The organism is Archangium violaceum (assembly GCF_016887565.1).
Lineage (GTDB): Bacteria > Myxococcota > Myxococcia > Myxococcales > Myxococcaceae > Archangium > Archangium violaceum_B.
In genome coordinates, this window is sequence record NZ_CP069396.1 from 2,227,616 (window position 1) to 2,254,353 (window position 26,738).

At 68.4% G+C, this 26,738-nt stretch carries 26 protein-coding genes; 8 read left to right on the forward strand and 18 right to left on the reverse strand.

The window, feature by feature from the left end; translation table 11 throughout:
- Window positions 1-31 precede the first annotated feature (31 nt).
- From JRI60_RS09375 to JRI60_RS09430, 12 genes are all read right to left on the reverse strand, one after another.
- Window positions 32-697 carry a cytochrome c oxidase subunit 3 family protein gene (locus JRI60_RS09375; RefSeq protein WP_204225501.1) on the reverse strand — a complete coding sequence of 222 codons (666 nt, stop codon included), beginning with the start codon at window positions 695-697 and terminating at the stop codon, window positions 32-34.
- Window positions 687-2,360: a cbb3-type cytochrome c oxidase subunit I gene (locus JRI60_RS09380; protein ID WP_204225502.1), complete on the reverse strand. Its 1,674-nt coding sequence runs from the start codon at window positions 2,358-2,360 to the stop codon at window positions 687-689. The genes JRI60_RS09375 and JRI60_RS09380 overlap by 11 nt, the downstream gene beginning before the upstream one ends.
- Entirely contained in the window at window positions 2,344-3,393 is a 1,050-nt protein-coding gene (gene coxB, locus JRI60_RS09385; RefSeq protein WP_204225503.1) for a cytochrome c oxidase subunit II, read from the reverse strand. Before coxB ends, JRI60_RS09380 begins: the two co-directional genes overlap by 17 nt.
- The gene (locus tag JRI60_RS09390) at window positions 3,390-4,265 is read right to left on the reverse strand and encodes an SCO family protein (RefSeq protein WP_239470433.1); all 876 of its coding nucleotides are present in this window, start codon (window positions 4,263-4,265) and stop codon (window positions 3,390-3,392) included. The genes coxB and JRI60_RS09390 overlap by 4 nt, the downstream gene beginning before the upstream one ends.
- A 20-nt stretch (window positions 4,266-4,285) precedes the next feature.
- The gene (locus JRI60_RS09395; RefSeq protein ID WP_204225504.1) at window positions 4,286-4,762 is read right to left on the reverse strand and encodes a hypothetical protein; all 477 of its coding nucleotides are present in this window, start codon (window positions 4,760-4,762) and stop codon (window positions 4,286-4,288) included.
- On the reverse strand, window positions 4,759-5,970 hold the full coding sequence (locus JRI60_RS09400) for a hypothetical protein (RefSeq protein ID WP_204225505.1): 1,212 nt from the start codon (window positions 5,968-5,970) through the stop codon (window positions 4,759-4,761). The genes JRI60_RS09395 and JRI60_RS09400 overlap by 4 nt, the downstream gene beginning before the upstream one ends.
- Complete coding sequence (locus JRI60_RS09405) at window positions 5,967-6,539, reverse strand: c-type cytochrome (RefSeq protein ID WP_204225506.1); 573 nt, start codon at window positions 6,537-6,539, stop codon at window positions 5,967-5,969. Before JRI60_RS09405 ends, JRI60_RS09400 begins: the two co-directional genes overlap by 4 nt.
- On the reverse strand, window positions 6,536-7,090 hold the full coding sequence (locus JRI60_RS09410) for a DUF3341 domain-containing protein (RefSeq protein WP_204225507.1): 555 nt from the start codon (window positions 7,088-7,090) through the stop codon (window positions 6,536-6,538). Before JRI60_RS09410 ends, JRI60_RS09405 begins: the two co-directional genes overlap by 4 nt.
- Window positions 7,091-7,093: 3 nt before the next feature.
- Window positions 7,094-8,536 carry an NrfD/PsrC family molybdoenzyme membrane anchor subunit gene (gene nrfD / locus JRI60_RS09415; RefSeq protein WP_204225508.1) on the reverse strand — a complete coding sequence of 481 codons (1,443 nt, stop codon included), beginning with the start codon at window positions 8,534-8,536 and terminating at the stop codon, window positions 7,094-7,096.
- A 3-nt stretch (window positions 8,537-8,539) separates the two neighbouring features.
- Window positions 8,540-11,731, reverse strand: a complete 3,192-nt coding sequence (locus tag JRI60_RS09420; protein WP_204228858.1) for a TAT-variant-translocated molybdopterin oxidoreductase — start codon at window positions 11,729-11,731, stop codon at window positions 8,540-8,542.
- Window positions 11,728-12,384 carry a cytochrome c3 family protein gene (locus JRI60_RS09425; RefSeq protein ID WP_204225509.1) on the reverse strand — a complete coding sequence of 219 codons (657 nt, stop codon included), beginning with the start codon at window positions 12,382-12,384 and terminating at the stop codon, window positions 11,728-11,730. Before JRI60_RS09425 ends, JRI60_RS09420 begins: the two co-directional genes overlap by 4 nt.
- 380 nt (window positions 12,385-12,764) lie before the next feature.
- On the reverse strand, window positions 12,765-13,121 hold the full coding sequence (locus JRI60_RS09430; RefSeq protein ID WP_204225510.1) for an HNH endonuclease: 357 nt from the start codon (window positions 13,119-13,121) through the stop codon (window positions 12,765-12,767).
- A 51-nt stretch (window positions 13,122-13,172) separates the two neighbouring features.
- On the opposite strand from JRI60_RS09430, the gene JRI60_RS09435 reads away from it, so the two are divergent.
- Window positions 13,173-13,976, forward strand: coding sequence for an SDR family oxidoreductase (locus tag JRI60_RS09435; RefSeq protein WP_204228860.1), 804 nt, complete (start codon window positions 13,173-13,175; stop codon window positions 13,974-13,976).
- Window positions 13,977-14,019: 43 nt separating this feature from the next.
- Here JRI60_RS09435 and JRI60_RS09440 read toward each other — a convergent pair whose 3' ends face one another.
- A complete protein-coding gene (locus JRI60_RS09440) occupies window positions 14,020-14,532 on the reverse strand; it encodes a GreA/GreB family elongation factor (protein WP_204225511.1) in 513 nt (170 codons plus the stop codon).
- A gap of 107 nt (window positions 14,533-14,639) precedes the next feature.
- Here JRI60_RS09440 and JRI60_RS09445 point away from each other — a divergent pair, with 107 nt between their 5' ends.
- The 6 genes from JRI60_RS09445 (at window position 14,640) to JRI60_RS09470 (ending at window position 20,596) form a co-directional block, all read left to right on the forward strand.
- Window positions 14,640-15,086, forward strand: coding sequence for an RsbRD N-terminal domain-containing protein (locus tag JRI60_RS09445; RefSeq protein WP_204225512.1), 447 nt, complete (start codon window positions 14,640-14,642; stop codon window positions 15,084-15,086).
- Between the two features lie 108 nt (window positions 15,087-15,194).
- Complete coding sequence (locus JRI60_RS09450) at window positions 15,195-15,848, forward strand: type 1 glutamine amidotransferase domain-containing protein (protein WP_204225513.1); 654 nt, start codon at window positions 15,195-15,197, stop codon at window positions 15,846-15,848.
- 128 nt (window positions 15,849-15,976) lie between these two features.
- The gene (locus tag JRI60_RS09455; protein ID WP_204225514.1) at window positions 15,977-17,026 is read left to right on the forward strand and encodes an alpha/beta hydrolase-fold protein; all 1,050 of its coding nucleotides are present in this window, start codon (window positions 15,977-15,979) and stop codon (window positions 17,024-17,026) included.
- Window positions 17,027-17,077: 51 nt separating this feature from the next.
- The gene (locus JRI60_RS09460) at window positions 17,078-18,340 is read left to right on the forward strand and encodes a HEAT repeat domain-containing protein (RefSeq protein WP_204225515.1); all 1,263 of its coding nucleotides are present in this window, start codon (window positions 17,078-17,080) and stop codon (window positions 18,338-18,340) included.
- Window positions 18,341-18,545: 205 nt separating this feature from the next.
- A complete protein-coding gene (locus JRI60_RS09465) occupies window positions 18,546-20,036 on the forward strand; it encodes an anthranilate synthase component I family protein (RefSeq protein WP_204225516.1) in 1,491 nt (496 codons plus the stop codon).
- A complete protein-coding gene (locus JRI60_RS09470; RefSeq protein ID WP_204225517.1) occupies window positions 20,033-20,596 on the forward strand; it encodes an anthranilate synthase component II in 564 nt (187 codons plus the stop codon). Before JRI60_RS09465 ends, JRI60_RS09470 begins: the two co-directional genes overlap by 4 nt.
- 48 nt (window positions 20,597-20,644) lie before the next feature.
- Here JRI60_RS09470 and JRI60_RS09475 read toward each other — a convergent pair whose 3' ends face one another.
- Together JRI60_RS09475 and JRI60_RS09480 are read right to left on the reverse strand one after the other, a co-directional pair.
- A complete protein-coding gene (locus JRI60_RS09475; RefSeq protein WP_204225518.1) occupies window positions 20,645-21,118 on the reverse strand; it encodes an FBP domain-containing protein in 474 nt (157 codons plus the stop codon).
- 108 nt (window positions 21,119-21,226) lie between these two features.
- On the reverse strand, window positions 21,227-22,282 hold the full coding sequence (locus JRI60_RS09480) for an NAD(P)H-dependent flavin oxidoreductase (protein WP_204225519.1): 1,056 nt from the start codon (window positions 22,280-22,282) through the stop codon (window positions 21,227-21,229).
- Window positions 22,283-22,423: 141 nt separating this feature from the next.
- On the opposite strand from JRI60_RS09480, the gene JRI60_RS09485 reads away from it, so the two are divergent.
- The gene (locus JRI60_RS09485) at window positions 22,424-22,873 is read left to right on the forward strand and encodes a hypothetical protein (protein ID WP_204225520.1); all 450 of its coding nucleotides are present in this window, start codon (window positions 22,424-22,426) and stop codon (window positions 22,871-22,873) included.
- A 1-nt stretch (window position 22,874) separates the two neighbouring features.
- On the opposite strand, the gene JRI60_RS09490 is transcribed toward JRI60_RS09485, so the two are convergent.
- The 3 genes from JRI60_RS09490 to JRI60_RS09500 form a co-directional block, all read right to left on the reverse strand.
- Window positions 22,875-24,137 carry an HTTM domain-containing protein gene (locus JRI60_RS09490; RefSeq protein WP_204225521.1) on the reverse strand — a complete coding sequence of 421 codons (1,263 nt, stop codon included), beginning with the start codon at window positions 24,135-24,137 and terminating at the stop codon, window positions 22,875-22,877.
- Window positions 24,138-24,267: 130 nt separating this feature from the next.
- Window positions 24,268-25,371 carry an imelysin family protein gene (locus JRI60_RS09495; protein ID WP_204225522.1) on the reverse strand — a complete coding sequence of 368 codons (1,104 nt, stop codon included), beginning with the start codon at window positions 25,369-25,371 and terminating at the stop codon, window positions 24,268-24,270.
- Window positions 25,368-26,738, reverse strand: a complete 1,371-nt coding sequence (locus tag JRI60_RS09500) for a di-heme oxidoredictase family protein (protein WP_204225523.1) — start codon at window positions 26,736-26,738, stop codon at window positions 25,368-25,370. The genes JRI60_RS09495 and JRI60_RS09500 overlap by 4 nt, the downstream gene beginning before the upstream one ends.

Below are 26,738 nucleotides of genomic sequence, written 5' to 3' on the forward strand. Positions count from 1 at the left end.
TGGCCATCGCGGACATGTGCGAGGAGCTCCCTTAGATGAGGTACAGCATGGGGAAGAGGAAGATCCACACCAGGTCGACGAGGTGCCAGTACATGCTGCCCAGCTCGACCGCGGTGTAGTTGCTGTGGTTGAACTCGTTCCTCATCGCCTTGAGGGTGACCCAGCCCAGGACGATCATGCCGATGATGACGTGGAAGGCGTGCAGGCCCGTCGAGAGGAAGTAGATGGTGAAGTACATCGACACGCCGGGCAGCTGGATCTTGTCGTAGGCGTAGTAGGGGCCCGGCAGCTGGTGCACGTGGAACTTGTGGGAGTACTCGAAGTACTTGATGACGAGGAAGCCCAGCGCCATGAGGATGGTGAGGACGAACATCCACACCACCTGCTTGTTCTGCCCCTCCTTGGCGTAGTGCACCGCCATGGCGGCGGTGAACGAGGAGGTGATGAGCACCAGGGTGTTGATGGTGCCCATCGTCAGATCGAGCTCGCGGCTGGCGGCGGCGAACGCATCCGGGAAGGCGAAGCGGTAGTTCGCGTAGCAGACGAACAGGCCGGCGAAGAGCAGGATTTCAGTGGCCAGGAACAGCCACATGCCCAGGCGGGCCGCATGGTCCTGCACCTCGCGCGAGGCGAAGTGCGCCGCCACGTGCGGCACGTGCGGGGCGCCGGGGGTACCGGCGACGGAGCTAGACTGCATCGGGCACCTCGGCCTTCTCGGGCTCCACGTAGAAGTGGGGCTCCTCGGTGTAGGTGGGCTGCGGGCCCACGAAGTTGTGGGTCGGAGGCGGCGACTCGGTCAGCCACTCGTAGCCGCGGCTGTGCCACGGGTTGGCCGACGCGCGCTCGCCGTACACCAGGGCGTACGTGAGGTAGACGGCGGCGATGATGAAGCCGAACGCCAGCAGCGACGCACCGGCCGTGGAGGCCACGTTGAGCGTCTGGAAGCGCTCCGGGTACTCGTAGTAGCGCCGCGGCATGCCCGCGTTGCCCAGGAGGAACTGGGGAATGAACGTGGCGTTGAAGCCCAGGATGATGAGCGCCGCGGACACCAGGCCCCACCCCTCGTGGTACGTCTTCCCGAACATCTTCGGGAACCAGTAGTGGAGCGCCGCCATGAAGGCCATGATGGTCGCGCCCACCATGATGAAGTGGAAGTGCGCCACCACGAAGTAGGTGTCGTGCCAGGGCACGTCCAGCGACGCCGTGGCGAACGCCACGCCCGTCATGCCGCCGAACACGGTGAAGTAGAGGAAGCCGCAGAAGTAGGCGAAGGGCGTCTTGAAGTCGACCGCGCCCTTGTAGACGGTGCCCACCCAGTTGAAGACCTTGATGGCGGTGAACACGCCCACCAGCATCGTCAGCACCGCGAACACGCCCGCGTTGAACGTGGACTGGCCCGACACGAACATGTGGTGGCCCCACGCGAAGAAGCCCACGAAGGCGATGCCCAGCGACGAGAACGCCACCGCGCGGTAGCCGAAGATGTTCTTGCGGCTGTAGGTGGCCACCACCTCGCTCATCACGCCGAAGGCCGGCAGCACCATGATGTACACGGCGGGGTGCGAGTAGAACCAGAACAGGTGCTGGAAGAGCACCGGGTCGCCACCGCGCGCCGGATCGAAGATGCCGAAGTGGAAGATGTTCTCACCCACCACCAGCAGGAGCACCAGACCCAGCACCGGCGTGGCGAGCACCTGGATGCACGCCGTGGCGTACATGGCCCACACGAACAGCGGCATCTTGAACCAGGTGATGCCCGGCGCGCGCATGGTGTGCGTGGTGACGATGAAGTTCAGGCCCGTGGCGATGGAGCTGAAGCCGATGATGAACGCGCCGAAGAGGATGGGCGCCACCGTCGTCGTCGTGTGCGTGCTGTACGGGGTGTAGAACGTCCAGCCCGTGTCCATGCCGCCGTTGATCATCCCCCAGATGGCGATGACCGCGCCGCTCAGCAGCAGGTAGAGCGACATCAGGTTCAGCTTGGGGAACGCCACGTCCTTGGCGCCCAGCATCAGCGGCAGCATGAAGTTGCCGAAGGCGCCCGGGATGGCCGGAATCATGAACAGGAAGATCATGACCACGCCATGCATGGTGAAGGCGCGGTTGTACGTCATCGCGTCGATGATGGTCGGTCCCGGAGTCAGCAGCTCCAGGCGGACAATCAGCGCGTAGATGCCGCCGATGAGGAAGAAGAGCAGGACCCAGATGAGGTACATCACGCCGATGCGCTTGTGATCCAGCGTCAGCAGCCACGACTTCACCGTGGTGCCGTCGACGAGGTAGCTCGGGTGGTGCTCGTGATGCTCATCCGGCGCGGGCACGGCGCCCGGCTCGGCTGCGATGCTACTGGATGGGCTCATAGACAGGTCCTTGAGAGGAAGCGCCGGTGCGGATGTCCGGGGTGCGCAGGGTCTTGATGTACTCGACGATGGCCGCCGTCTGGGGCCCCGTCAGCTTGCCCTGGAAGGTGGGCATGACGTTGGGGAAGCCGGACGTGAGGTGGGCTCCCGGGTCCATCATGGACTGGGTGATGTAGGCCTCGTCCACGCGCAGGCTCATGCCGTCCTGCAGCGTCTCCTGCTTGCCGTACAGTCCGAGGAACGTCGGGCCGATGTGCGGCTCGCCATTGACGGTGTGGCACTTGAAGCAGCCCACCTCGGCCGCCACCTTCTGACCCTGCTCCGCCATGCGGGCCGGCTGCGGCACCAGGCTCAGGTCCGCCAGGGCGTCCTGACGGTTCTGCAGGCTGCCCTTGCGCTGCTCCTTCACCCACGCGTCCCACTCCTCGGGGGCCAGCACCACCACCTCACCCAGCATCTTCGAGTGGGAGAGGCCGCAGTACTCGGTGCACAGAATCTGGTACGTGCCGGGCTTGGTGGCCTCGAACCAGGTCTGCGTGTAGCGGCCCGGCACCGCGTCCATCTTGATGCGGAAGGAGGGCACGAAGAAGGAGTGGATGACGTCGCGCGAGGTGATGAGCAGGCGCACCGGGCGGTTGGCCGGCACGTGCAGCACGTTCACGCCGTTGGGGCCCTCCGGGTAGGAGAACTTCCACATCCACTGCTTGCCCATGACGTAGACGTCCATCGCGTCCTTGGGCGGCGTGGAGACGAACACGAAGTCCCGGAAGCCGATGACGAACCAGGTGAGGAAGAAGAGCAGCGGCAGCGAGACGAAGAGGAACTCCGTCTTCACCGACGGCACCACGTACTCGGTCGTCTGGGTGGGAGAGCGCCGGCGGTAGCGGAAGAAGAAGAACACCGCCGCCGTGCCCACGGCGAACGACATCAGCATCGTCACGCCGACGACGAAGTAGTGCAGGTTGTCCACCCGCTCCGCGAAGGTCGACGCCTGCTCCGGAAGGAACAGGATGTTGTTCAGCAACTCGTTCATGCTGCTGCGCCTTTCTTCAGCTCACGCCTCCAGTAGTAGGCGAGCATGGTCGCGAGCGCGGCGAAGACCATGAGCGAGCCTATCCGGAGGAATCCAAAGATGTAGAAGCCGTACCGCCGGGTGGCGGTGTCATACTTGAAGCAGGTGAGGATGACGCGATCCAAGCTGGTACCCACGCGGCCACCCGCCGCCTCCACCAGGGCCAGCTTCATGTCCTGGACCCGGAAGGACGTGCCATAGAGGTAGCGCGAGATGGAGCCCTCCGGCGTCAGCACCATGACCACCGCGGGGTGCACGTACTGCTGGGTGCTGGCGTCGTAGGAGTACTTGAAGCCCACCGCGTCCGCCAACAGCCGGATGTTGTCCTCGGTGCCGGTGAGGAAGTGCCAGGGCGCCGTCTCCGGCAGCCCCATGGACTGCAGGTGCCGCCGCCGCCGCTCCAGGCTCTGCGCCGGCGTGTCCTTCGGGTCGATGCTGACCGTCACCGCCTCGTAGTCCTTGCCCAGCTCGAGCCCCAGCTCGCGCATGTTGCGGATCTGCTCGTTGATGACGAGGTTACAGAGCAGCGGGCAGTTGTAATACACGAGCGTCAGCAGCACCGGCCGGGTCCGGGGCAGCACGTCGCGCAGCTGCACGGGCTTGCCCAGGGCGTCGGTGAACCGGGACTCCAGCGCGACGAGCTCGCCCAGGTGCTCCTCCACGTCCACGCCGCGCACCTGCGGCGGCGTGTCGGACTGGGCGTCGATGATGCTCTGCGGTGTCCTGCCTCCGCCCGGGAGGGCGTACGCCGGCATCCCGGCACCCAGCGCCAGGAGCAGCGCGGCCATCCCGGCGCGCAGAGACAGGGAAGAGGAGGGAGGGGTGGACATCATGATGCTTCTCTACCGCGAAACTACGGCTGCTGGGGCGCCGGCTGCGGCGCGGGGGTGGGCGCCGGCGGCGGCGTCTGACGGCTGGCCGTCTGCTCGGCGATGATCTGATCCATCGCCTGGGAGATGGTGGGACGCGCCACCACATTGGGCTCGTCCGCCCAGCCGTTCTGCAGCGCCTGGGTCTGGGCGTGGATCTTCTCCTCGGCGTGCGTGTCCTGCTCGAACAGACGCTGGTTCACGATGCCGATCTCATAGGCCGTCTTGTGGTCCTTGTCCGGCGTGATGAGGGCCGGAATCTCGGCGGGACCCTCGGGGGCGAACTCGTTCGTGGTGGCGATCTGCAGGCGCCAGGCCCAGATGCCGCCGACGATGAAGATGACGAGGGCGCCCACGCCCACCTGGACGACCTTGCCGGTGAGGATGTGGTCCTCTTCCGCGGCCACGCCATGCGCGCCACGGATGACGCGCGACTCGAGCTCCGACTCGGTCTTCTTCATGGCTGCACGTACCTCAGGGACTCCGAGATGTAGGGATCCTTCACCGGCAGCGAGTAGCGGCCCCGCGCCAGCCAGATGGCCGCGGCCACCGACAGCCCGCCCACGCCCGCGAAGGCGGTGAGCAGCGTCCAGTGGAACGACGGGCCCTGGGGGGAGTACGCCGGCCAGATGAGCCAGTACATGTCCACCGCGTGCATGACCAGCAGGTAGACGGCGACGATGGCCAGCAGGCGCGGCTTGAGCTTCAGGTTGCGTGACAGCAGGGTGAAGAAGGGCAGCACGAAGCCCAGCAGGAAGAGCGCGATGGACAGCGGGCGCCAGGCACCCTCGATGCGCAGCTTGAACCAGCCCGCCTCTTCCGGAAGGTTGGCGATCCAGATGAGCAGGAACTGGGAGAAGGCGATGTAGGCCCAGAAGGCCGTGAAGGCCAGCATCAGCTTGCCGAGGTTGTGGTAGTGCGCCGTCGTCACCAGGGTCCCGTACTCGTCCTTGCCCTGGGCGTTCACGGTGGCGATGGTCAGCACGCAGAACGCCGCCAGGAAGCTACCGGCGAAGTAATAGACGCCGAAGATGGTGGACTGCCAGAGCGGCGTGAGCGTCATCAGCCAGTCGAAACCAGCAAAAGTAATGGTCAGCGCAAGGAAGGGCAGGGAGCCCGGCGCGAACTTGCGCAGCTTGACGGTCAGCTCGAGCGCGCCGCTGGTGTCCTGCTCGGTGCTCCAGCCGCGCAGCCGCCAGGAGACGAAGATCCACGTGGCGAAGTAGATGACCTGACGGATGTAGAGGAAGGTCAGGTTCAGGTAGGGGTGCTTGTGGTGCAGGTGGTGCAGCTCCACCTCGGTGAACTTCAGGCCCTCGGTGCCGGGGAACACCCAGGCCTGCGGGTCCACCCAGGGGAAGATGTACTTGGCCCCGAAGAGCAGGGGCAGCAGCAGGATGACGAAGACGACCACGCTGGAGCCCATGGTCTCCATGGAGCGGCGCAGGATGGTGGTCCACTTCACCTTGGCGGTGTGGAAGATGGCCACCATGATGATGGAGGCCACCGAGATGCCCAGCCAGTAGGTGAAGGCGAGCAGGTAGCTGAACGTCGTCGGCTGGGGGGCGGTGAAGAAGCCCACGAGGGTCAGCACCAGGCCGATGACGCCCACGGCCCCAGCCAGCGTCATCACCTTGGAGCCGCCGTTGAAACGATCCACGGCAATCATCGGTTCTCCTGGGGAACAGGCTGCTGGCCGCCCACCTGGGTGGTGCGAGCGCGCTGCAGCGCACGGACGTAGGCCACCACGGCCCACCGCTCCTGGATGTTCAGCTCGCCGGCGAAGGACGGCATGACGCCGTAGCCCTCGGTGATGGCGGCGAAGAAGTGCCCGTCCGGCTTCTGGGTGAGATCCTGGAGGGAGGGCGGCAGACGCAGGGCCATGTTCTCGGCCACCACGCTGTTGCCGTCACCGAGCCGGCCATGGCACTGCGCGCAAACGATGTTGTAGTGCTTCTGTCCCTGCTCGAGCACCTGACGGTTGAGTTCGATCTCCTTGGGGATGGCCGTCACGAGCGTGCCGTTGACGCGGCCCGTGGTGAGGCCGGGGCTGCCCACCAGCCGCTCACGCGGGACGGTGCCCTCGGGCGGGGTGCGCATGGCCTTGCCATCCGCCCAGAACTCGCTCGTCTCGTAGTACTCGTACTTCGCCTGAGACTCCATGCGCTGGAGGAACTCGGACGGGACGTTGCAGCCGGCCAGGGCGAGCCCTGCCGCCGCGGGGATGAGCCACCTCATTCCGTCTCTCCCGTGACCACGGTCACGTGGGTCGCGCCCAGTGACTTGAGCTGGTCCATGATGTCTTCCGCCTTGGCGGTGGTGAGGGCCTTCGGGATGCTCAGCCAGTAGCCGTGCGTGGAGGCGCTGCGGAACTCCTCGCTCTCGAAGACCGGGTGGTAGGGCTGCGGCAGTCGGCTGAGCCCCAGCAGCCCGAAGAAGATTCCGAAGGCCGCCAGCAGCACCGCCAGCTCGAAGGTGATGGGCACGTAGGCCGGGATGCTGAGCACGGGACGACCACCCACGTTGAGCGGGTAGTCGAGGCCGTTCATGTAGGCCTGGAACGAGATGGCCGTGATGATGCCCGTGAGGGCCCCACCCAGGGCGATGAAGGGCACGCGCGAGGGCGGCAGGCCCAGCGCCTCGGACCCACCGTGCAGCGGGTAGGGCGAGTAGGTGTCCATGCCCTGGTAGCCCTTCTCCCGCATCTGCTGGGTGGCGGCCACGAGGACGTCAGGGGAGGGGAACTCGGCGAGCACCCAGCTCTCCAGCACTTTGGTCTCGGCGGACATGGCTCAGTGCGCTCCGTGGGTGAGGGTCCCGGCGGCGCCAGTCTCCGCGCCGTGGGCGGCGTGGTGGGCGGCGTGCTTGAGCTCCAGCTGGAGCTCCTTCACCTCGCTCACCGCGACCGCGGGGACGAACTTGAGGAAGAGCAGGAACAGCGTGCTGAACAGGCCCAGGGTGCCGATGTAGATGCACCAGTCCACCCAGGTCGGCGTGTACAGGTCCCACGACGAGGGCAGGAAGTCCTGCGTCAGCGACGTCACGATGATGATGAAGCGCTCGCACCACATGCCGATGTTCACCAGGATGGACGCCACCCACATGATGGGGACGCTGGTCCGGCACTTCTTGAACCAGAAGATGTTCGGCGTGATGACGTTGCAGGCGATCATCAGCCAGTACACCCCGGCGTACGGACCGCGCGCGCGGTTCACGTAGAAGGTCCAGATTTCATACTGGCTGCCGGAGTACCAGGCGATGAAGTGCTCCATCAGGTACCCGTAGGACACGATGAGGCCCGTCGCCAGGATGACCTTGTTCATGTTCTCCAGGTGGCGGTCGGTGATGACGTCCCGGAGCTTGAGGTACTTGCGGGCGGGCACGATGAGGGTGATCACCATCGCGAAGCCGCTGAACACGGCGCCGGCCACGAAGTAGGGCGGGAAGATGGTGGCGTGCCAGCCGGGGATGAGGCCCGTGGCGAAGTCGAAGGACACGATCGTGTGCACGCTGACCACCAGCGGGGTGGAGAGGCCGGCGAGCAGCAGGTAGCCGATCTTGTAGTTGTGCCAGTGACGGCCGGAGCCGCGCCAGCCGAGGGCGAACAGGCCGTAGATGGTGCGCTGCAGCTTGCCCTTGGACGAGTCACGCAGCGCCGCCAGGTCGGGGATGAGACCCACGAACCAGAAGAGCGCGGACACGGTGAGGTACGTGGAGATGGCGAACACGTCCCACACCAGAGGCGAGCGGAACTGCGGCCAGGCGCCCAGGGTGCTGGGGTAGGGGAAGAGCCAGAAGGCGAACCAGGGACGGCCCGTGTGCAGCAGCGGGAAGAGACCCGCGCAGCACACGGCGAAGAGCGTCATGGCCTCGGCGAAGCGGTTGATGCTCGTGCGCCACTTCTGCTGGAAGAGCAGGAGGATGGCGGAGATGAGCGTACCGGCGTGACCGATACCGACCCACCAGACGAAGTTGATGATGTCGAACGCCCAGCCGTTGGGCTGGTTGTTGCCCCACATGCCGATGCCGCGGGCCAGGGTGACGGTCACCCCGAGCACCAGCAGGCCGAGGCCCGCCAGGGCGATGCCGAACAGCATGAACCAACCCTTGCCGGGCTTGGCCCACACGTGGTCGAGCAGGGTCTCGTTGAGGCTCTTGTCGTCGTGGTGCGGCGCGACGAGAGGCCGCGGCTCGAGCGGGTCGAGCGAGGCGATATGTGCAGCGGTCTCGGCCATGACTCAGTGGCCTCCTTCGTGCTGCCCCTCGGCGGGCTTGGCGGGCGCGAGGGCGGGATTGGGGTTGCGCAGACGGATGAGGTGGGCGGTGCGCGGCTGGGTACCCAGCTCGTGCAGCAGCTTGTAGGCGCGCAGGTCGTGGTGGTGCTTGGTCACCTGGGCGTTGGGATCGCTGAGCGTGCCGAAGACGATGGCCTCCGTGGGGCACGCCTGGGCGCAGGCGGTCTGCAGCTCCTTCTCGAAGATGGGCCGCTTCTCCACGCGCGCCTTGATGCGGACGCGCTCGATGCGCTGCACGCAGTAGGTGCACTTCTCCATGACGCCGCGGTTACGCACCGTGACGTCCGGGTTCATCATCATCTTCTGCGTGGGCGTCTTGTCCGCGGTGTAGTGCAGGTAGTTGAAGCGGCGGACCTTGTACGGGCAGTTGTTGGAGCAGTACCGCGTGCCGACGCAGCGGTTGTACACCATGTCGTTGAGGCCCTCGTCCGAGTGCACGGTGGCGTTCACCGGGCACACGTACTCGCAGGGGGCCTTCTCGCAGTGCACGCACATGACCGGCTGCATGACCATCTCCGGGTCGTGCAGCTCATCGCCGGTGAAGTACCGGTCGATGCGCAGCCACTGCATCTCGCGGCTGCGGGCCACCTGCTCCTTGCCCACCACGGGGATGTTGTTCTCCGACTGGCAGGCCACGACGCACGCCGCGCAACCCGTGCAGCGGGCCAGGTCGATGGCCATGCCCCACCGGTAGTCCTCGTACTTGAACTCCGGCAGGAGGTTGGCGTTCTCGCCGCGCACGCGGGCGAGCAGCGGGCTGGCCTTCTTCTTCTCCAGCTCCAGCTCCTTCTGGAAGTCCGCCACCGTCATGTCGAGGGCGATCGGACGGCCCTCCATGCGCCAGTGCTGCTGGGTGAGGGAGAACTTGTGCGTGCTGCGCGTCTTCTCCAGCTTCGCGCCGCCGTCGAACCAGGGCGCCTTCACGCTGCGCACCAGGTTGGCGTTGAAGCCGATGTCCCGCGCCACCGTCTCGAAGAGACCCGTGCGGCCGTAGCCCAGGGGCAGCACCACCACGCCGTCCGCCGTGCCGGGGATGATCCACACGGGCACTTCCAGCGAGCGGCCACCGTAGGTGAGCTTCGCCACGTCACCGGGGCTCAGCTGGAGCTGCTCGGCGGTGGTCGGGCTGATGTAGGCCGCGTTGTCCCACGTCATCTTCGAGATGGGATCCGGCAGCTCCTGCAGCCAGGACATGTTGGCGAACTGGCCGTCGTAGACCTTGTAGTCCGGGACGAAGTTCACCTCGAGCTCGCCAGAGGCGGGCGGGGTGTAGGCGTCCACGAGCGCGCGGGCGCCATCCACCGTGGGCGCGCCGGCGAGGGCCGCCGGGGCGGTGTCGGGGACGAGGCCCACGGACACCCACGTCTCCCATGCCGTCTCGAAGTCCGCCGCGCTCGGGGCCTTGGTGCGCCAGAAGTCGCGGAGGATCTGATAGCTGGTGCGGTACGGCTCACCGAGGAACAGCGCGAGCAGCTCCGAGGTGGGCACGCCGTTGAAGAGCGGCTGGATGAGCGGCTGCACGATGGACACCGTGCCGTCGATGGACCGGCCGTCGCCCCAGGCCTCCAGCTCGTGCGCGGCCGGGATGAACCAGTCGGCGTACGCGCTCGTCTCGTCCTCGAAGAGCGAGGTGTAGACGACGGTGAGCTTGCTGCGGTTGGGATTCTTCGCGGGATCCAACAGCTCCTGGAGGCCCAGGTCCACCGGCGCGCGGTAGAGCGGGTTCCAGGCGGTGATGACCAGCACGTCCACCGCGCCGTTCTTCAGCTCGTCCACGAGCGGGCGCAGACCGGCGGCGTTGGTGGACTCGGAGACGGTCGCGGGGATGTAGCGCACCGTCTGGCCCACGTTGCCGAGCGCCGCGTTGAGGGCGGCGGCCAGCGCGTGCACCGCGGCGGGCTGACGCTCACCGGGCACCACCACGCACTTGCCCGCGTTGGCGCGCAGGTCGGCGGCGACGGCATCCACCCACTTCTGGTGGCTGGCGTTGAGCTGCGCCTTGGCGGCCGCGGCGGCACCCAGGCCCTCCACCGCACCGCCCACGCGCGAGGCGATGGCGGCGGCGATGGCGAACACCTCGGCGGACTTCGCGCGCAGGCGGTGATCCGCCATGCCACCGGTGATGGTGAAGCGCGGCTCGCACACGTAGAGGCGGTTGAGGTTGCCCTCGGACGGATCCCTCCGCTTCGCGAAGGCGCGGGCGTAGGCCAGGTTGGCCGGGCGGCTCTCCAGGAAGTCCGCATCCAGGGAGAGGATGACGTCGGCGCGGGCGAAGTCGTACACGGCCGTGGCCGGCTGGCCCAGCACCGCACGCGTCCCCTCGTTGGCCGGGTCCTGGTCGACGGAGGTGTAGCTGGTGAAGCGGGCGTTGGGCAGGCGCTGCTGGATGCGCGAGCGCAGGTGGTCGAGCACCGGCGAGGTGTTCGGCTCGGTGAGGAAGCGCACGCGGGCGCCACCGTTCTCCTGCACGGAGCGGCCCACCAGACCGAAAATCTCCTCACCGAAGGTGCGGAGCGAGCGCGGATCCTTGCGGTAGCGCAGCACGCGGGCGCGCTGCGGGTCGTACAGCGACATCAGGAAGGCCTGCTCGAAGACACCGGCGGCGCCCAGGTTCACCGGGTGCTGCGGGTTGCCCTCCACCTTGATGGGGCGGCCCTCACGCGCGGAGACGAGGATGCCCGAGGTGTGACCCCCGAACGTCATGCCCGTGGCGTAGTGCAGCGGGTTGCCCGGGACGAGCTCGGGCGGCGTGCGGGTGTAGGGCACCATGCGCTCGTCCACCGGACGGGTGGAGCAGGCGGTGGCGCCGGCCAGCGCCAGCGAGGCGCCGAGCAGCTGCATGAACTCACGGCGGGCCACGCCGGTGGGGGGCAGGTCCGCGCCCGCGGGGAACTCGGGGCGGGTCTCCTCGAGGTACTCGGGCTTGCCGAGCATCTCCTCGAGGCTGCGCCAGTAGGTCTTCCCGTAGGCGCCCTCGGCGGCCACGCTGTGGGCGGCGGCGTGGTCGAGCGCCTCGGCCACGACGTCATGCGCGTGGTCGTGCGCGGGGGCGGCCTCGGCCGTGTCCGAGACGACCGGCAGGGCGAAGGAGGTAGGGGTGTCCTTCATGGGGGCTCCGTCGAGCTTGGGCTTCAGCGGTGGCATGTGGAGCAGCTCGTGCGCGCGTGAACGTCGTAGTCCTTGTACAGCTTCTCCCCGAGGGCCTTGGCCTCCTCGGGCTTGGGCTGCCAGGTCATGCTGGTGATGAACTCCTGCGGGCGCAGGTTGGGCGTGGGATTGCGGTGGCAATCCAGGCACCACTGCATGGTCAGCGGCGCGAACTGCTCGATGGCGCCCATCTGATCCACGCGGCCGTGGCAGGTCACGCAACCCACGCCCTTGGAGACGTGGATGGCGTGATTGAAGTAGACGAAGTCCGGCAGGTTGTGGACGCGCACCCAGGGGATCGGCTGATCCGTGAAGTACGCCTGCCGTACCAGGGTCAGGTACGGGCTCTTGTTCCACACCTGCGCGTGGCAGGACATGCAGACGGTGGTGGAGGGGATACCCGCCGACGGCGACTTCTCCACGGAGAAGTGGCAGTAGCGACAGTCGATCTGCTCGTCACCGGCGTGGTGCCGGTGATCGAACTCGATCGGCTGCTCGAGCGGTCGGTTCTGGTTGGTGACGAACGGAGAACGCACGTACGCCATCAGACCGCCGAGCGCGATCGCGGGAATTGCAAGGAGCGCCGCGGCGGAAGCCCGCGACACCGTGTTCGTCCATCGTGGGAAGAGAGGACCGCTCATACCAGGACCGGGGGGCTAGTCAGTGGGCTCCGGACAGACGCGACCGGGAGGACGGCGCGGCTGGCTCGGAGACGGCACAGGGAGACTGGAACAAGAAGATCATGCACGGCGTTGCTGTGGCTGCGACGGCCCCTGCCCTGGCAGGAGGCATGCGGACACGCCCGACCCCAACCGACTGAAGAGTTGCCGTGGGCGGGGTCCCTCCTCTTCGTCCCGTCCCAACGCGGCGCGTGACCATCGAGCATCATTATCTGGCTGTCAACCTTTCTCTGTCCGCGAACGGCGGGATACCACGACCCACGGCGTTATGGCGCGGCTGCAAACTTGTCTGGATGATGTTGGCTTCTACGAGATGGAAGGGGGGTTGAACCCCTGGGGCTTCAAGCGTCGTCTGGATCGCGCCACCGCTCGCGACGTCGCTGTAGCAGGCGTTCCACCAGCTCCCGGACCCGGGCATCCCGGTGGTAGTGGCGATCATGCCGGGTGCCCTTGCCCTGGTTGCAGCGTGCACACGCCAGGCCGAGGTTCTCCAGGGCATCCGTTCCGCCGTGGACCCGGGGGACGATGTGCTCGATGGTGGCGCGGCTGATCGGCTCCCCATCCAGGCCGACCAGGAGATGGGCGTTGCAGTGCAAGCACTTCCCGAGCCAGACCTCGCGGCCGCGGTACTCGGTGCACTCGAAGGTGGCGTCGGTGGCCACGATGTCGAGGATGCGGCGGCGCTTGGAGGAGCTCACACCTCTTCTAATAGGTAGGGGGCGGCACGCGTGCCAGCATGGGGACCCATGATGAAAGGAAAGACGGCGGTCATCACCGGGGCGTCCTCGGGAATCGGAGAAGAGCTGGCGGTGGCGCTCGCGGGGCGCGGAGCCAACGTGGTGCTCGCGGCCCGGAGCGAGGAGCAGCTGGCCGGGGTGAAGCAGCGGTGTGAGCGGGCCGGAGCACGGGCGCTCGTGGTTCCCACGGACGTGAGCGACCCGGAGTCCTGTCGGCGCCTGGTGGAGCGCTCCGTGGAGGCGTTCGGCGGCATCGACTCCCTGGTGAACAACGCGGGGGTGACGATGAGCGCCCGGTTCGAGGAGGTGACGGACCTGTCCCTCTTCGAGCGCCTCATGCGGGTGAACTACCTCGGGTCGGTCTACTGCACGCACTTCGCGCTGCCGCACCTGAAGGCGCGGCGGGGCCTGGTGGTCGCCGTCTCCTCGCTCACGGGGAAGAACGGCGTGCCCGGCCGCACGGGCTATGCCGCGAGCAAGCACGCGATGCAGGGGTTCTTCGACTCGCTGCGCATCGAGCTGGTTGGCACCGGGGTGGACGTGCTCGTCGTGTCACCCGGGTTCGTCGTCACCCCCATCCGCTCGCGGGCGCTCGGCGCCGACGGAATCGCCGGCCACGGGGACACCGTGGAGGAGAAGAGCAACAAGATGATGGACGCGCCGACCTGCGCGAACCTCATCCTGCGCGCCATGGAGCGCCGCGAGCGCGAGGTGGTGATGATGCCGGCCGCGAAGTTGGTGATGGCCCTCAAGGTGTTCGTGCCGGGCGTGCTCGACCGCCTCGCCGCGCGGATGATGAAGCAGGTGCGGCCCTGAGCCCCCGCATATAAGGAGGGCATATAAGGAGGGCCCGCGACGCTCAGGACATGGGCGGACGGTAGGACACCTGGGTGAGGGTGTACTCGATGGCGCCGCGCGGGCGCTCGAACTGGAGGGACTCGCCCACCTCCTTGCCGATGAGCGCCCTGGCCAGCGGGGACTCGACGCTGAGACGGCCCGCCTTCACGTCCGCTTCGTCCGGACCGACGATGCGGTACGTCGTCTCCTCGCCCTCCTCATCCTCGAGCGTCACCCAGGCGCCGAAGTAGACGTGCTCCTCGTCCGGAATCTCGGTGGTGACCACCTGGACTTCCTCCAGGATGGCGGCGAGCTGCTGCGCCCGGCGCGCACGTTCCCGGGCCCGTGCCTCACCTTCCAGCGCCGGCATGCCCTTGTCTCGCGACGCGGGGTCCGTGAGCGCCGCGAGCTCTTCCTGGAGGGCCCGGTAGCCCTCGGGCGTGATGTGCCGCTTCTCTCCGGAGGCAGAACGGGGTCGGGGGGGAAGGAGGACCTCGTCCCCACCGGAGTCCTCTTTCGTGAAGGCCTTCGACATGGTGCTCCCTCCCGGATGGTCGCCATCCTGCCTGGGTGAATGTTCGTTGTCCCGGAGGACAGGGGGGCCTTGTGAGTTCCATCAGGCACACCGACATTCAAACAACCATGGGACTCGCCCAACTCATTGAAAACCACAAACAAGAGGTTCTCGTCCGCTGGAAGGAGATGGTGCGCACGCTCAGTGATGCACGGAAACTCTCCGAAGAGAGTCTGGAGAACCACATCCCTCACCTGCTCGACTGGTTGGTGGAGCGGCTGCGCGAGCGTGCCTCGACCAATGATTACGGGAGTCAGATGCTCTCCCGGGAGCATGCCTTCCAGCGGTTGGGGGACCAGTTCGACCTCGTGGAGGTGCTGACCGAGCTCGCGGTGCTGCGCGAGGTGCTGATCGGCCTCTGGGTCGAGGAGCCAGCCGGGGTAGCGCCCGTCGAGGTGCTCCAGCTCAATCAGGACCTCGATGACGTGGTGACGGTCTGCACGACGGAGTTCGCCCGCCAGGTGCTGGCCCGTTACGGCGCCTCGCGGGAGGCAACCGAGTCGATAGGGCATTGACCGGGGGATGATGCTCCCCTGGCCGCCCACCCACCGGGGGAGCCTCGCGTGCCGGGCACGAGGGGGATGCCGAGGATCTCTCAGGTCAAAGGACCGGGAGGCACAGGCATGGCGAGGAAGACGTTGAAGGGCATCCGGGTGGGGGTGCTGGCCGCGGATGGTTTCGAGCAGGTGGAGCTCACCATTCCCGTGAAGGCGCTTCGCAAGCGGGGCGCGCAGGTGGACATCATCTCCCTGCACAAGGGCCGCATCCGCGGGATGAACCTGATGTACCCGGGCAAGAAGGTCCGCGTCGACGAGACGGTCCACGCGGTGCGCCCCGAGGACTTCGACGCGCTCCTCATCCCCGGAGGTTTCGTCAACCCGGACTCCCTCCGCCAGAGCGAGGAGGTCCTCCAGTTCGTCCGCGACATCGACCGGCATGGCCGGCCCATCGCCACGCTGTGCCACGGTCCCTGGGTGCTCGTGTCCGCGGGTCTGGCGAGCGGACGCAAGCTGGCCTCGTGGCCCGGCATCAAGGACGACATCCGCAACGCGGGCGGCCAGTGGATGGATGAACCGGGTGTTCGCGACGAGCGGTGGTTCTCCAGCCGCAGCCCGCTGGACATGCGCCACTTCCTCAAGGGCATGGTGCAGCTCTTCGAGGAGCACGCCCCGCGCAACCACCCGGTGCCGGAGCGCTCGCACTGGGGCCGCTGGCTCGTCGCCGCCCTGCTGGGGTTGGTGGCCATCCGCCCGCTGCGCACCGCCCTCGCGCGCTGAGGTGCCCTCGAACGCCGGGTTGGCAGGTCCCATCAGGGGCGGCTAGCGTCCGCCCTCATGCTGAAGATGACACGGCGCCGCCTCCTCGCCACCGGGCTCGGGGGCGGAGCGCTGCTCCTGGTGGGCATATGGACGTGATGACGCTGGAGAAGAGGGCCCGCACCGAGGGCTCGCCGGTCATCGATGGAGAGAAGGCCACCTTCGTCTGGCGCGGGCGCCGGCCCGTGTCCGTCGCGGGCGACTTCCAGGACTGGTTGGGTGAGCCCATTCCCCTGAAGGAGGTGGCGCCGAGGCTGTGGACGCACACGCTGACGCTGCCTCGTGACTCCTATGTGGAGTACGCCTTGCTGGACGCGAAGGGGCAGCGGGTTCGTGACGCGTTCAACTCGCGCCTCACTCCCAACGGCTTCGGGGACTTCAACCACTACTTCCACATGCCCGAGTCCGGGCCCACTCCCCTCTCACGCAGGCAGCGGGACGTGCCGCGGGGAATCGTCACGCGCCACCTGGTGGAGACGCACGAGTTCTGCGTGGGCCGCAAGCGACCGGTGTTCCTCTACGAGCCTCCCACCACCGAAGCCTGCCCTCTGGTGGTGGTGTTCGACGGGCCGGACTACCTGCGGCGCGCGAAGCTGCCCACCCTGGTGGACAACCTCATCGCCCAGGGCCGCATCCGCCCCATCGCGCTGGCGATGGTGGCCAACGGCGGCACCGCCCGCACCGTCGAGTACACGTGCAGCGAGGCCACCCTCGCCTTCCTGCTGCGCATCGTCCTGCCGCTCGCCCGCAAGGAGCTGAACCTCATCGACGAGAAGCGCGAGCCCGGTGTCCATGGCGTGCTCGGTGCCTCCCTGGGCGGACTGATCTCCCTGTACACGGGGCTGCGCGCGCCGCAGATCTTCGGCCGTGTGCTCTCCCAGTCGGGCGCCTTCAGCGTGTGGGACCGCGACTTCGTGGTGTTCGACCTCGCCCGCCAGGCCCCGGCCCGGCCGCTCGACGTGTGGATGGACTGCGGTCACTTCGAGGCCCTCGTCGAGGGCAACGAGCGCATGCTCCCGGTGCTCCAGGCCTCCGGCCACCGGGCGGAGTACCGCGAGTATCACGGCGGTCACAACTACTCGGCCTGGCGCGATGACGTGTGGCGCGGTCTCGAGTGGCTCTTCGGCCCCAGGCGCTGAGTTCGTGGCGCGGGTTGAGGCACTCGCGTCAACGGGGCTACCGTTGCCCGGATGAAAGCATGGACGAGGGTGGGGGGACTCTTGATCGTGGCCCTGGTGCTGCTGGGGCCCGTGGGGGTGCTGGCGTGCTCGCGCGTTCCGCCCAGGGCCTGGACGCTGCGGACCCCCGACGAACGCTTCGAGCTGTCCATGAAGCCGGAAGGTGATTCCCCCAGGGCTTCGCTCACCCTGTTCGACCGCCGGGCGGAAAAGATCGTCTGGCAACGGGCGCTCGAGCATGGCCTCTACCCGGGCGAGGCCCTCGTTTCGGCGGATGGCCGCTACGTGGTCCTGATCCGAAGCTTCTCGGAGACGGTGGTCGCCTACGGACCCGAGGGGAAGGAGAGCGGTCAGTGGTCCCTGGGGTCCCCACTCACGCCCTCCGAGCGGCGGCGGCTCGTCGAGACCCCTTGTGGCGTCAGCTGGGTGGAGGCGCCTCAGCTCGACGGCGATGTGCTCACCCTGCGGGTTCCCAGCATCGTGTCCCTGCCTCAACGTCCTCCTCCCGCTGAATCCCTGTTCCAGGGCACCCCGTTCCGCATCCAGCTGTCCACGGGCCGGATGTCCCGGGGCGCGCGGCCTCCTCCTCCGAGCACCGCTTCGCTCATCCAGGACTTCCGGCGGGAGACCCGCACGTTCGTGCGCCTCGGCATCGCCCGGGAGCTGTTGATACGCGCGCACGAGGCCGATCGCCGCGGCGGCGCTCCCGAGCTGAGCCGCTTCTGGCTGGAGGTGCTGCGCGACCCCAGGGAGGCGAAGGACCTGTACCCCCTCGCCACCGAGGCCCTCGACTTCATCGGCTCGGACGAGGACATTCGCGGCCTGGCCGAGGCCTCCCTGCCCGCCGAGGTGGAGGACTCCAGCGCGGCCCTCCTCTCCTTGTTCGAGCGGCGGCTCCCCGAGGATGCCGTGCGCTTCTCCTTGTATGTCATCCAGGAGCGGCGCCCTCCCGACCACCTTCGCGAGCGCGCCCTCGCGCACCTGGGCGGGCGAGCGGGAGAGGACTTCAGCAAGGTCTTGATGTTCGCGGTGCGGGATCCCTCCTCCCGCGTCCGCAAGGCCGCGCTTCGCTCCATGGAGAAGCGCGGTGCCTCGCGTCATGACTTCGACCTGGCGCTCCCCCTCCTCAATGACCCCGATGATTCGGTCCGGCGCGCCGCCGAGGCCTCCCTGTGCCGCGTGCTGTGGACGTTGTCGGGCGATGAGTTCCAGACGGCCTTCGCCCATGCGCGCCGCGCCAGGGCCGATGTGAAGCTGGCCGAATGCCCCCGGTGAAACTCCCCTGGCCAGGCGGGTGGCCAGGGGGTCGTCCTCCGTTGTCAAGCCGGGAGAGCGGCCGTCGAGCAGGCCGTGTGGCCCTTTTCCGGCCGCGCTGGACGGGGGATAACGGAGGCTATCCCCCAGTGACGGGGTGTTGGTCACGAAGACCCTCACCCCAACCCTCTCCCAGAGGGAGAGGGGGCATACACAGAGGAACGTGATGAACGCTCAGGAGCGCAAGGCGGCTTACCGCCAACGCGCGGAGAAGGGCGAGGCGGTCCCCGTCTCGGTCGTGCTCCCCGCCGACCTCGACACCCCGCTGTCCGCCTACCTCAAGCTCGGTGGCGCGCGCGGCTTCATCCTCGAGTCCTGCCACGGTGGCGAGCGCTTCGGCCGCTACAGCCACGTCGGCTCGGCTCCCTCCGGTCGGCTCCGGCTCGACCGCAATGGCGGCACCCTCTGGCGTGGCGACCAGTCACAGCGTATGGACGGCAAGCCGCTCGATGTCCTTCGCTCCGTCTGGCGCGAGCACGCCGTCGCCACCCTCCCCGGCGAGCCTCCCTTCGTCGGCGGCCTGGTGGGCTACCTCGGCTACAACTGCATGTCCTGGTTCGAGCGCCACGTGCCCGACCGGCACTCGCCCGACATCTCCTTCCCCGACTCCGAGTGGCTGCTGTGCGATGAGTTCGTCACCCACGACTCGCGCACCCAGACGCTCCACGCCACCGTCATCGCCCGTCCGTCCCGTCACGGCAGCGCCGCCCAGGCCCTCAAGGACGCCGAGGCCCGTGCCGAGGCCCTCGCCGAGCGCCTGCTTCGGCCGCTCCCCGTGGATGCCTACGTCCCCAACCCGCCCATGCGCGGCGAGGCGGACGTCACCGTCCACTGGGACCGCGCCGGCTATGAGGCCGCCGTGGAGCGCGTGAAGGAGTACATCCGCGCCGGTGACTGCATGCAGGTGGTGCTCGCCCGCCGCTTCGAGGCGCGGGGCGCTCCGCCGCCGCTCTCGCTGTACCGGGCGCTGCGCCGCATCAACCCCTCGCCGTACCTCTTCCACATCGAGCTGGGCGAGGCGCGCGCGCTGGTGGGCGCCTCTCCGGAGCTGCTCGTCCAGGTGCGCGAGGGTGATGTCGTGGTGCGTCCCATCGCCGGCACCCGCCGCCGTGGCGCCACCGAGGCCGAGGACCTGGCCCTGGAGAAGGAGCTGCTCGCCGACGAGAAGGAGCGCGCCGAGCACATGATGCTGGTGGATCTGGGCCGCAACGACGTGGGCCGCGTGGCCGCGCCGGGCTCGGTGCGTGTCGAGGACCTCATGGTCATCGAGCGCTACAGCCACGTGATGCACATCGTCTCGCAGGTGCGCGGGAAGCTCGACGCGAAGTACGACGCGCTCGACGCCCTTGCCTACACCTTCCCCGCGGGCACGGTGTCCGGCGCCCCGAAGATTCGCGCCATGCAGATCATCGACGAGCTGGAGCCCACGCGCCGCGGCCCCTACGCGGGCGCGGTGGGCTACCTGTCCTTCTGCGGCGCGCTCGACCTGGCCATCGCCCTGCGCACCTTCTTCGTCGACGGAGACCGCACCATGTGGGAGGCGGGCGCGGGCCTCGTGGCGGACTCGGTGCCGTCGAAGGAAGCGGATGAGACGGAGGCCAAGGCGCGGGTGCTCGCCACGGCCCTGAAGCAGGCGCGTGAGGGAGGTGTGCGGTGATCCTCGTCATCGACAACTACGACTCGTTCACCTTCAACCTCGTGCAGCTCCTCTACACGCTGGGAGCCGAGGTGAAGGTGGCTCGCAACGATGAGATCGACGCCGCGGGCGTGGCGGCCTCGGGGGCGTCGCACCTGGTGGTGTCGCCGGGGCCGTGCACGCCGGCGGAGGCCGGGGTGAGCATGGAGGCCATCCGCGGCGCGAAGGTGCCGGTGCTGGGCGTGTGCCTGGGCCACCAGTCCATCGGGGCCGTCTTCGGCGGCAAGGTGGTGCGGGCGCCGGAGCCGGTGCACGGCAAGACGGCGGCCATCCGCCACGAGAACCGCGGCCTCTTCGAGGGCATGTCCCAGGGCTTCCAGGCGGCGCGCTACCACTCGCTGGTGGTGGAGGCGGCGAGCCTGCCGGCGGAGCTGGAGGCCACGGCGTGGACGCCGGACGGGCTCATCATGGGCCTGCGGCACCGCGAGCGGCCCGTGGTGGGCCTGCAGTTCCACCCCGAGAGCGTCCTCACCCCCGAGGGCCCGAAGCTGGTTCGCAACTTCCTCGACGGGCGCCTGTAGTCAGGCGTCCCGGAGCGGGGCCCGTGCACCTCGCCGGGCCCCGGGCGTTCAGTCGCGCGGAACGGTCTCGACGCCGAGCGCCTCGCGCGCGAAGCGAACCATGCGCTCCATCAGCGGCTGCATGAGCTCCAGCGGGTGCCGGCCGGACCGGTCCGCCACCGACTCCAGCTTCTCCTTGCAGCGCAGGTCCATGCAGAGGTTGATGCCCACCCGGCGCTTCGAGTTCACGTCCGTGGTGAGCAGTCCGATCTCGTCCGCCGCTCCGTACGAGTGGCACCAGTCGCACATGCAGGAGCCCGGCCCACCGCCCTGAGAGTCCCGGCGGAACGAGATACCCATGGGCCGCCTGCTGTCGCCCGGCGAGGGAAGCATCAGGAAGACGCGCGTCCCAGCGGGCTCGGTCCACGCCAGGTAGTCGCGGACGAAGAGCGGGAACTTGATGCCCTCGGGGAGCTCGAGCGTCTTCCGGTCTCTCGGGCGGAATGCTTGCAGGAGGTCTTTCTCTGTCTCGATCCGGAACATGTCATCTCCCTGGGCGGCCTGAGCGCCTGTGCACCCCCTTCATAAGATCTTGGGTGGAGTGGGTGCACGCTCTTGAAAAGCACGAGCGCCCGGCGGGTCGGCCGCTGGTCACCCGAGCAGCCGCGCGGAGTCCGCGATCAGCTTCCGCACCAGCTCCGCCGCGGGAAGCTCCTGGGAAAGCGGCGCGGCCTGGCCCGACCAGAGCGTCATGAAGCGGGGGTCGTTCCGGGCCGCCGCTGCGCTCCGCAGCGGGCTCGTGGCCGCGTGCTGGAGGGGGAAGGGGAGGATGTCCTCCGAATTCCCGAGCTCCTCCGTGAGGACGTTGGGGAGGCCGCGCGCCGGCCGGCCGGAGAGGGCCCGGGTGATGAGGGTCGACTCGTCCCGCGCCGCACGGAGCGCGGCCTTGTAGGCGGCGGAGGCACCCGATTCCGGACAGCGCAGGAAGGCCGTCCCCAGCTGCACGCCACTGGCCCCGAGCATGCGCGCGGCGGCGATCCCCCGCCCGTCCATGATGCCCCCGCTCGCCACCACCGGCAGGCGCACGGCGTCGACCACCTGGGGGACCAGGGCCATGGTGCCCACCATCCCGGCGTCGAAGGGCTCCGCGAAGGTGCCCCGGTGTCCGCCCGCCTCGCTGCCCTGCACGACGATGACGTCCACCCCCGCGGCCTCGAGCAGCTTCGCTTCACGCACGTTCGTGGCGGTGCCCATGAGCACCATCTTCCGCGCCTTCAGCCGCTCGAGCTCCGCGGGCGGCGGAATTCCCATCGTGAAGCTGAAGAGCCGGACCCCCGTCTCCAGGACGGCGTCCACCTGCTCCTCGAAGGGAGGGAAGGGCGAGGTCGGTGGCCGAGGCGGCGGAAGCCCGAGCTCCTGGTGATGCCGGGCCAGCACCGCCAGCATCCGGCTCGGGTCGACCTCGCCGGGAGAGGGCTGGGGCGCGAAGAGGTTGATGGAGTAGGGCCGGTCGGTGAGCTCCCTCACCCGCTGGCCGAACCGCACGATGTCCTCAGGCTTCAGGTAGGCGGCTCCCACCGAGCCCAGCCCGCCCGCGTTCGAGACGGCGGCGACCAGCTCCGGCGTCGTGCTGCCTCCCGCCATCGGAGCCTGGATGAGAGGGTGCTCGATTCCGAGCAGGGTCGAGAGCTGACGCCACGTGTCCATCGGCCTACCTCCTCGTGAGTCTTCGGCATCAAGACATACGCGGCGTCATGACGAAATCATGAAGAAGAGAGGGCCCCCTCATGATGCTCGATGAGGGGCGCTTATCGGATGATGCTCACGTCTCGTTGATGGAGGTGGCCCATGATGAAGCGCATCACTCGTCCTGTGTCCCGCTGGTGCCTCCCGCTCCTCCAGGTGCTGTCCGTCCTCTGCTGCGTGGGTTGTGTCACCCCTTCCAGCTCCGCCCCCTCCCAGAAGCCTGGAGGGAACATCTCGTGGCCGGGCAGGAAGGACATCTCGGAGGTCTCGAACCTGGGCGCCATGGATGGAGGGGCGGCGCTCGCAGCCAGTGTCGTCATTCGTGAGGTCGTCCAGTCGCTCGGGCCCCAGAGCGAGCTCTTCGCCAGGTGCCCGAGTCCGGCGGAGGCGCTGGATGTCCGGGTCACCCGGTGGCGGGGCCTGTATTACGTCTACGTGGACGAGCGCTTCGACAGGTGCGGCGGCACGAGGAACCGCATCCCCGGCTGGTTCGAGTCCTATGCCGTGTCGCCCGCGGGCGTGGTGCTCGCGCGTCGCGGGAATGGCCTCTGATTCAAGGCGGCGCCACTTCCCGGAAGGGTAGCACCCAGCCGTGGAGATCGTCCCACGGTCCCACCGTGGTCAGGTTCACGGTGGGATCCACGAGCCTCTGGCGCGGCCGGCCATTGAGGCTCGCGAAGGCATCCACCCGCACCTCCACCCCGGGGTGTCCCCGCTCGGCGAAGTGGCGCGCCAGGTAGTGCGCGAACGTCAGCAGCATGTCCGGCTGCGTGGCCATCATCCTCACCTGGAAGGGCGTGAGGTGCTCCCTCGGCGACACCACCCAGCGCTTCCCGGTGCCGGGCTCCGTCACGCGGAACTCGGCCAGGCCGTCCTTCTCCATCAGCATCACGTTCCACGAGAAGCGGAAGCCCTCCTCCGTCCACATCACCTCTCCCGGATAGAGCAGGTGCCGGAACGGCAGCAGGCACTGCATCCCGATGAAGGCCACGGCCAGCGCCGGCCCCACCCACGCGCTTCTCGAGGGCGGTGCCTGTGCGACCTGGGGCTCGGGGGGGCGCACCGGCCGGCGGAGGACGCGGCTCGCGAGCCGCCTCGGCCAGTCGGGCGGGAAGAAGAGCAGGGCGCCCGCGATCATCAACCACGGGAACATGCCGATGGGGAAGAGCAGCCGGGTGATGACGTGGAACCCCACCACCGCCGCGTAGGCCAGCCACCTCGTGCGCCGCCACAGCAGCGCGGGCACCACGCACAGGTCGAACACCGCTCCCGCGATGCTGAAGGCATGCGGCGCCCAGGGTTGCTCGAAGAGCCGGCCGAGTACCGGCAGATCCGTGCTCGCCGCCAGCCAGCTCTTCATTGGTTGCGCGTGGATGAGCCAGTCGCTCTTCAGCTTGGCCACGCCTCCGAAGAAGTACACGAGGCCCACCTGCGCCCGCAGCAGCCACAGCCACCATGCTCGCGCCGCTCCGGGGGTGTGCAGCGGGAGCAGCACCAGCACCAGCCCGACCAGCGAGATGAAATAGTAGTGGTTCAGGTAGTACGTCTTGTCGATCAGGTGCGCGTACGTGAACGTGAGCAGGAACGTGAGCGCGCTCACCCGGTACGCCACCCCGAGCGCGATGCCCAGCGCTCCCAGCCCCATCAGCCCGAAGTGGATGTACATGCCCACCCCCGGCCACGGGCGGATCCACTCGAAACCCGTGAAGGGGAAGAGCACTCGCGGCGCCAGGTAGTGGTCGTGGATCCACCCGTACGCGAAGAAGCGCGCCACCGCGATCACCATCAACAGTCCGAAGGTGACCCGGTATGCCACGAGTGAGGCTGCATCCACGGGCCCCAGAAGGGCCTCGCGGAGCCGTTGGTGGGTCGCGCGGAGGGAGAAGCCGGGGTCCGCGCTACCCTCACCCCCGCCCCTCTCCCGGTGGGAGAGGGGAGTGGTGCTCTCAGTCACCATCGTTGTCGTTGAACTTGAGCGTCACGCCCAGGTTCGCCACTACTTCCGAGGTGAGCGTGGCTCTCAGGTTGGCGATGGCCGCTCGGGCGCTCTCCACCGACTCGCGGTGGTTGTAGAGCGCCGTGCGCAGTGGCGGCGGAATGGCTTCCAGTGCCGTGCGCACCGCCGCCAGGTCCCCTCGCACCGTCTCATCCAGGTCCTTGTTGCTGGCTGACACCACCCGCGACAGGCCTCCGTCCCCGTTCGGTCCGAGCCAGACGCGCTCCATTCCTTGGAGCGTGTCCATCAGGTCCTTCAGCGTGTTGTCGCTGCGCCGCGTCTCCTCCTGGTCCGGACGGATGGTGCCTCCCGTGTCGAACCCGAGCGGCTTCGACAGCTTCAGCTCCGCCGTCTCCACGCTGGCGATCAGCCGGTTGACCACCTCGTCCACCGCGTCCTTCTGCGTGGCGTACTTGCTCCCGCTGCTCCCCGCGCTGGAGAGCTGCGCGATGAAGTTGCCCTGCTCCGGCTCCCACTCCGTGCGCACCGCCCTGGCGTCCTTGCTCAGCACCGCCCCGAGCGCCTTCAGGTACGCCCGGCGCCTCGTGCCCGCGTTCCCCTCCGCCGTGAGCCGCGAGAGCACCGCCGCGTTGCCTCCCTCCGCGTCGAACAGCACGTACTCCATCGCCAGCATGCCCTTGCGGTTCGCCCCCAGCTCCGCGACCGTGTTCTCGTCGAGCGGCGTGCTCCCCGCCAGCAGGCTGTCGATGCCCGTCGTGCTGGGCACCTGATCCACGGCAGCTCCCGTGTGCAGCTCCTCCGAGGGTCCGACGTGGAAGGACTCCTGCGTCGACCACGGGATGCGAACGGCCCGCCACGCGGACTGGGCCGCGGTGAGCGTCGCCTCCGTGGGCGTGGCCTCCAACGTCGCCAGCGCTCCGGCCAGCGCCTCGGCGCGCGTGTCGAAGTCCCGGTACGTGGGGAGGATGACGTCGCTGCCCAGCTCCTTCAGGAAGGCGGAGCGCAGGGCGGTGTTCTGGGAATCACCGCAGCTCGCCAGCGCGAGCGACAGCAGGACGGCGGCGGGGATGACACGGCGGAAGAGGGGGCTCACAGCGACTCCAGGAAGCGCAGCAGTGCCGCGCGATCAGTGGCGGACAGGTTGCGGAAGCGCTCCCGCGAGCGCTCGGCCTCGCCGCCGTGCCAGAGGATGGCCTCCTCCAGCGAGCGCGCGCGGCCATCGTGCAGGAAACGCGTGTGACGGTTGACCGTCTCCACCAGCCCGATACCCCACAACGGCGGCGTGCGCCACTCACGCCCCGTGGCCTCGTAGTCCGGGCGGTCGTCGGCCAGCTCAGGCCCCATGTCGTGCAGCAGCAGGTCCGTGTACGGGAAGATGACCTGCTTCGACAGCTCCGGCGCATCCTCCAGCGTGCCCGTCTCGTAACGCGGCACGTGGCACACCGCGCAGTCCAGCTCGCGGAAGAGGCGCCGCCCGCGCAGCACCTCGGGCTCGTCCACGTTCCGTCGCGCGGGCACCGCCAGCATCCGCGTGTAGAACGTCACCTGCTCCAGCTTCTGCGCTTCCAGCTCGGGCACGCCTCCAGAGGGAGCCTCCCGGCACACCTGCTGCGCGGCGGTGCACTCCTCCTCGGGGAACAGGTCCGAGGTGATGCCGATGTCCCCCCGGAAGGCTCCCGCGTTCTGCTGGCGCAGGGAGGGCTGGTTGGCCTTCCAGCCGAAGCGGCCCACGCGCACCTCGCCGTGCTCCACGTCCCAGACATGGTTGATGCGGCCGGAGATGCCATCCCCATTCTTGTCGTCCGGATCCGCGAGCGCCTCCAGCGCCGAGTCCGGAATGGCCTCCAGCAGGCCGAGGCCCACCATGGCCGGTGCCACGCGCGGGCTCATCATCAGCTCCGGGTGCGCCGGGCCGAAGGCCAGGTCCACGAGCGTGTAGTGCGGCTCCTCCAGCGTGTACGCCGTCCCGTCCCCGTAGCTGCCCTCGCGCGGCGTGTGCGAGAGGGCCACGTGTCCCTCGGCCGGCACACCGAGGATGGACTGGGGTTGGAGTTGACCGCCGTAGGTCGCGTCCCCGACCGGTCCGCCGTGGGCGTCCTGCCCGGGAATGCTGAGCCGGAAGAGGAGCGACAGGGGCTTCTCGTCCGGCTCGGTCGGGGGCTTGCCGCGCCCGTCCTTGAAGTGACATGCGGCGCACGAGGGGGCGTTGAAGGTGGGCCCCAGTCCGTCCAGTCCCTCGGTGGAGGAGGGCGCCGTCACCCAGTTGCGATTGAAGAGCGCGTTGCCGACGAAGAAGGCATCGCGCCGCTCGCCCTGGAGGTTGCGCGCCGCCAGGGTGAAGGCGTTGCGCGTGGTGTCGTGGACAGTGGTCTCACCGCCGGACAGCTCCTCGCCCGGCTCCGGCCCCTCCTCACCGCAGGCGCAGGCGAGAAGGAGCAGCAGACTGATCGTGCGCCGCAT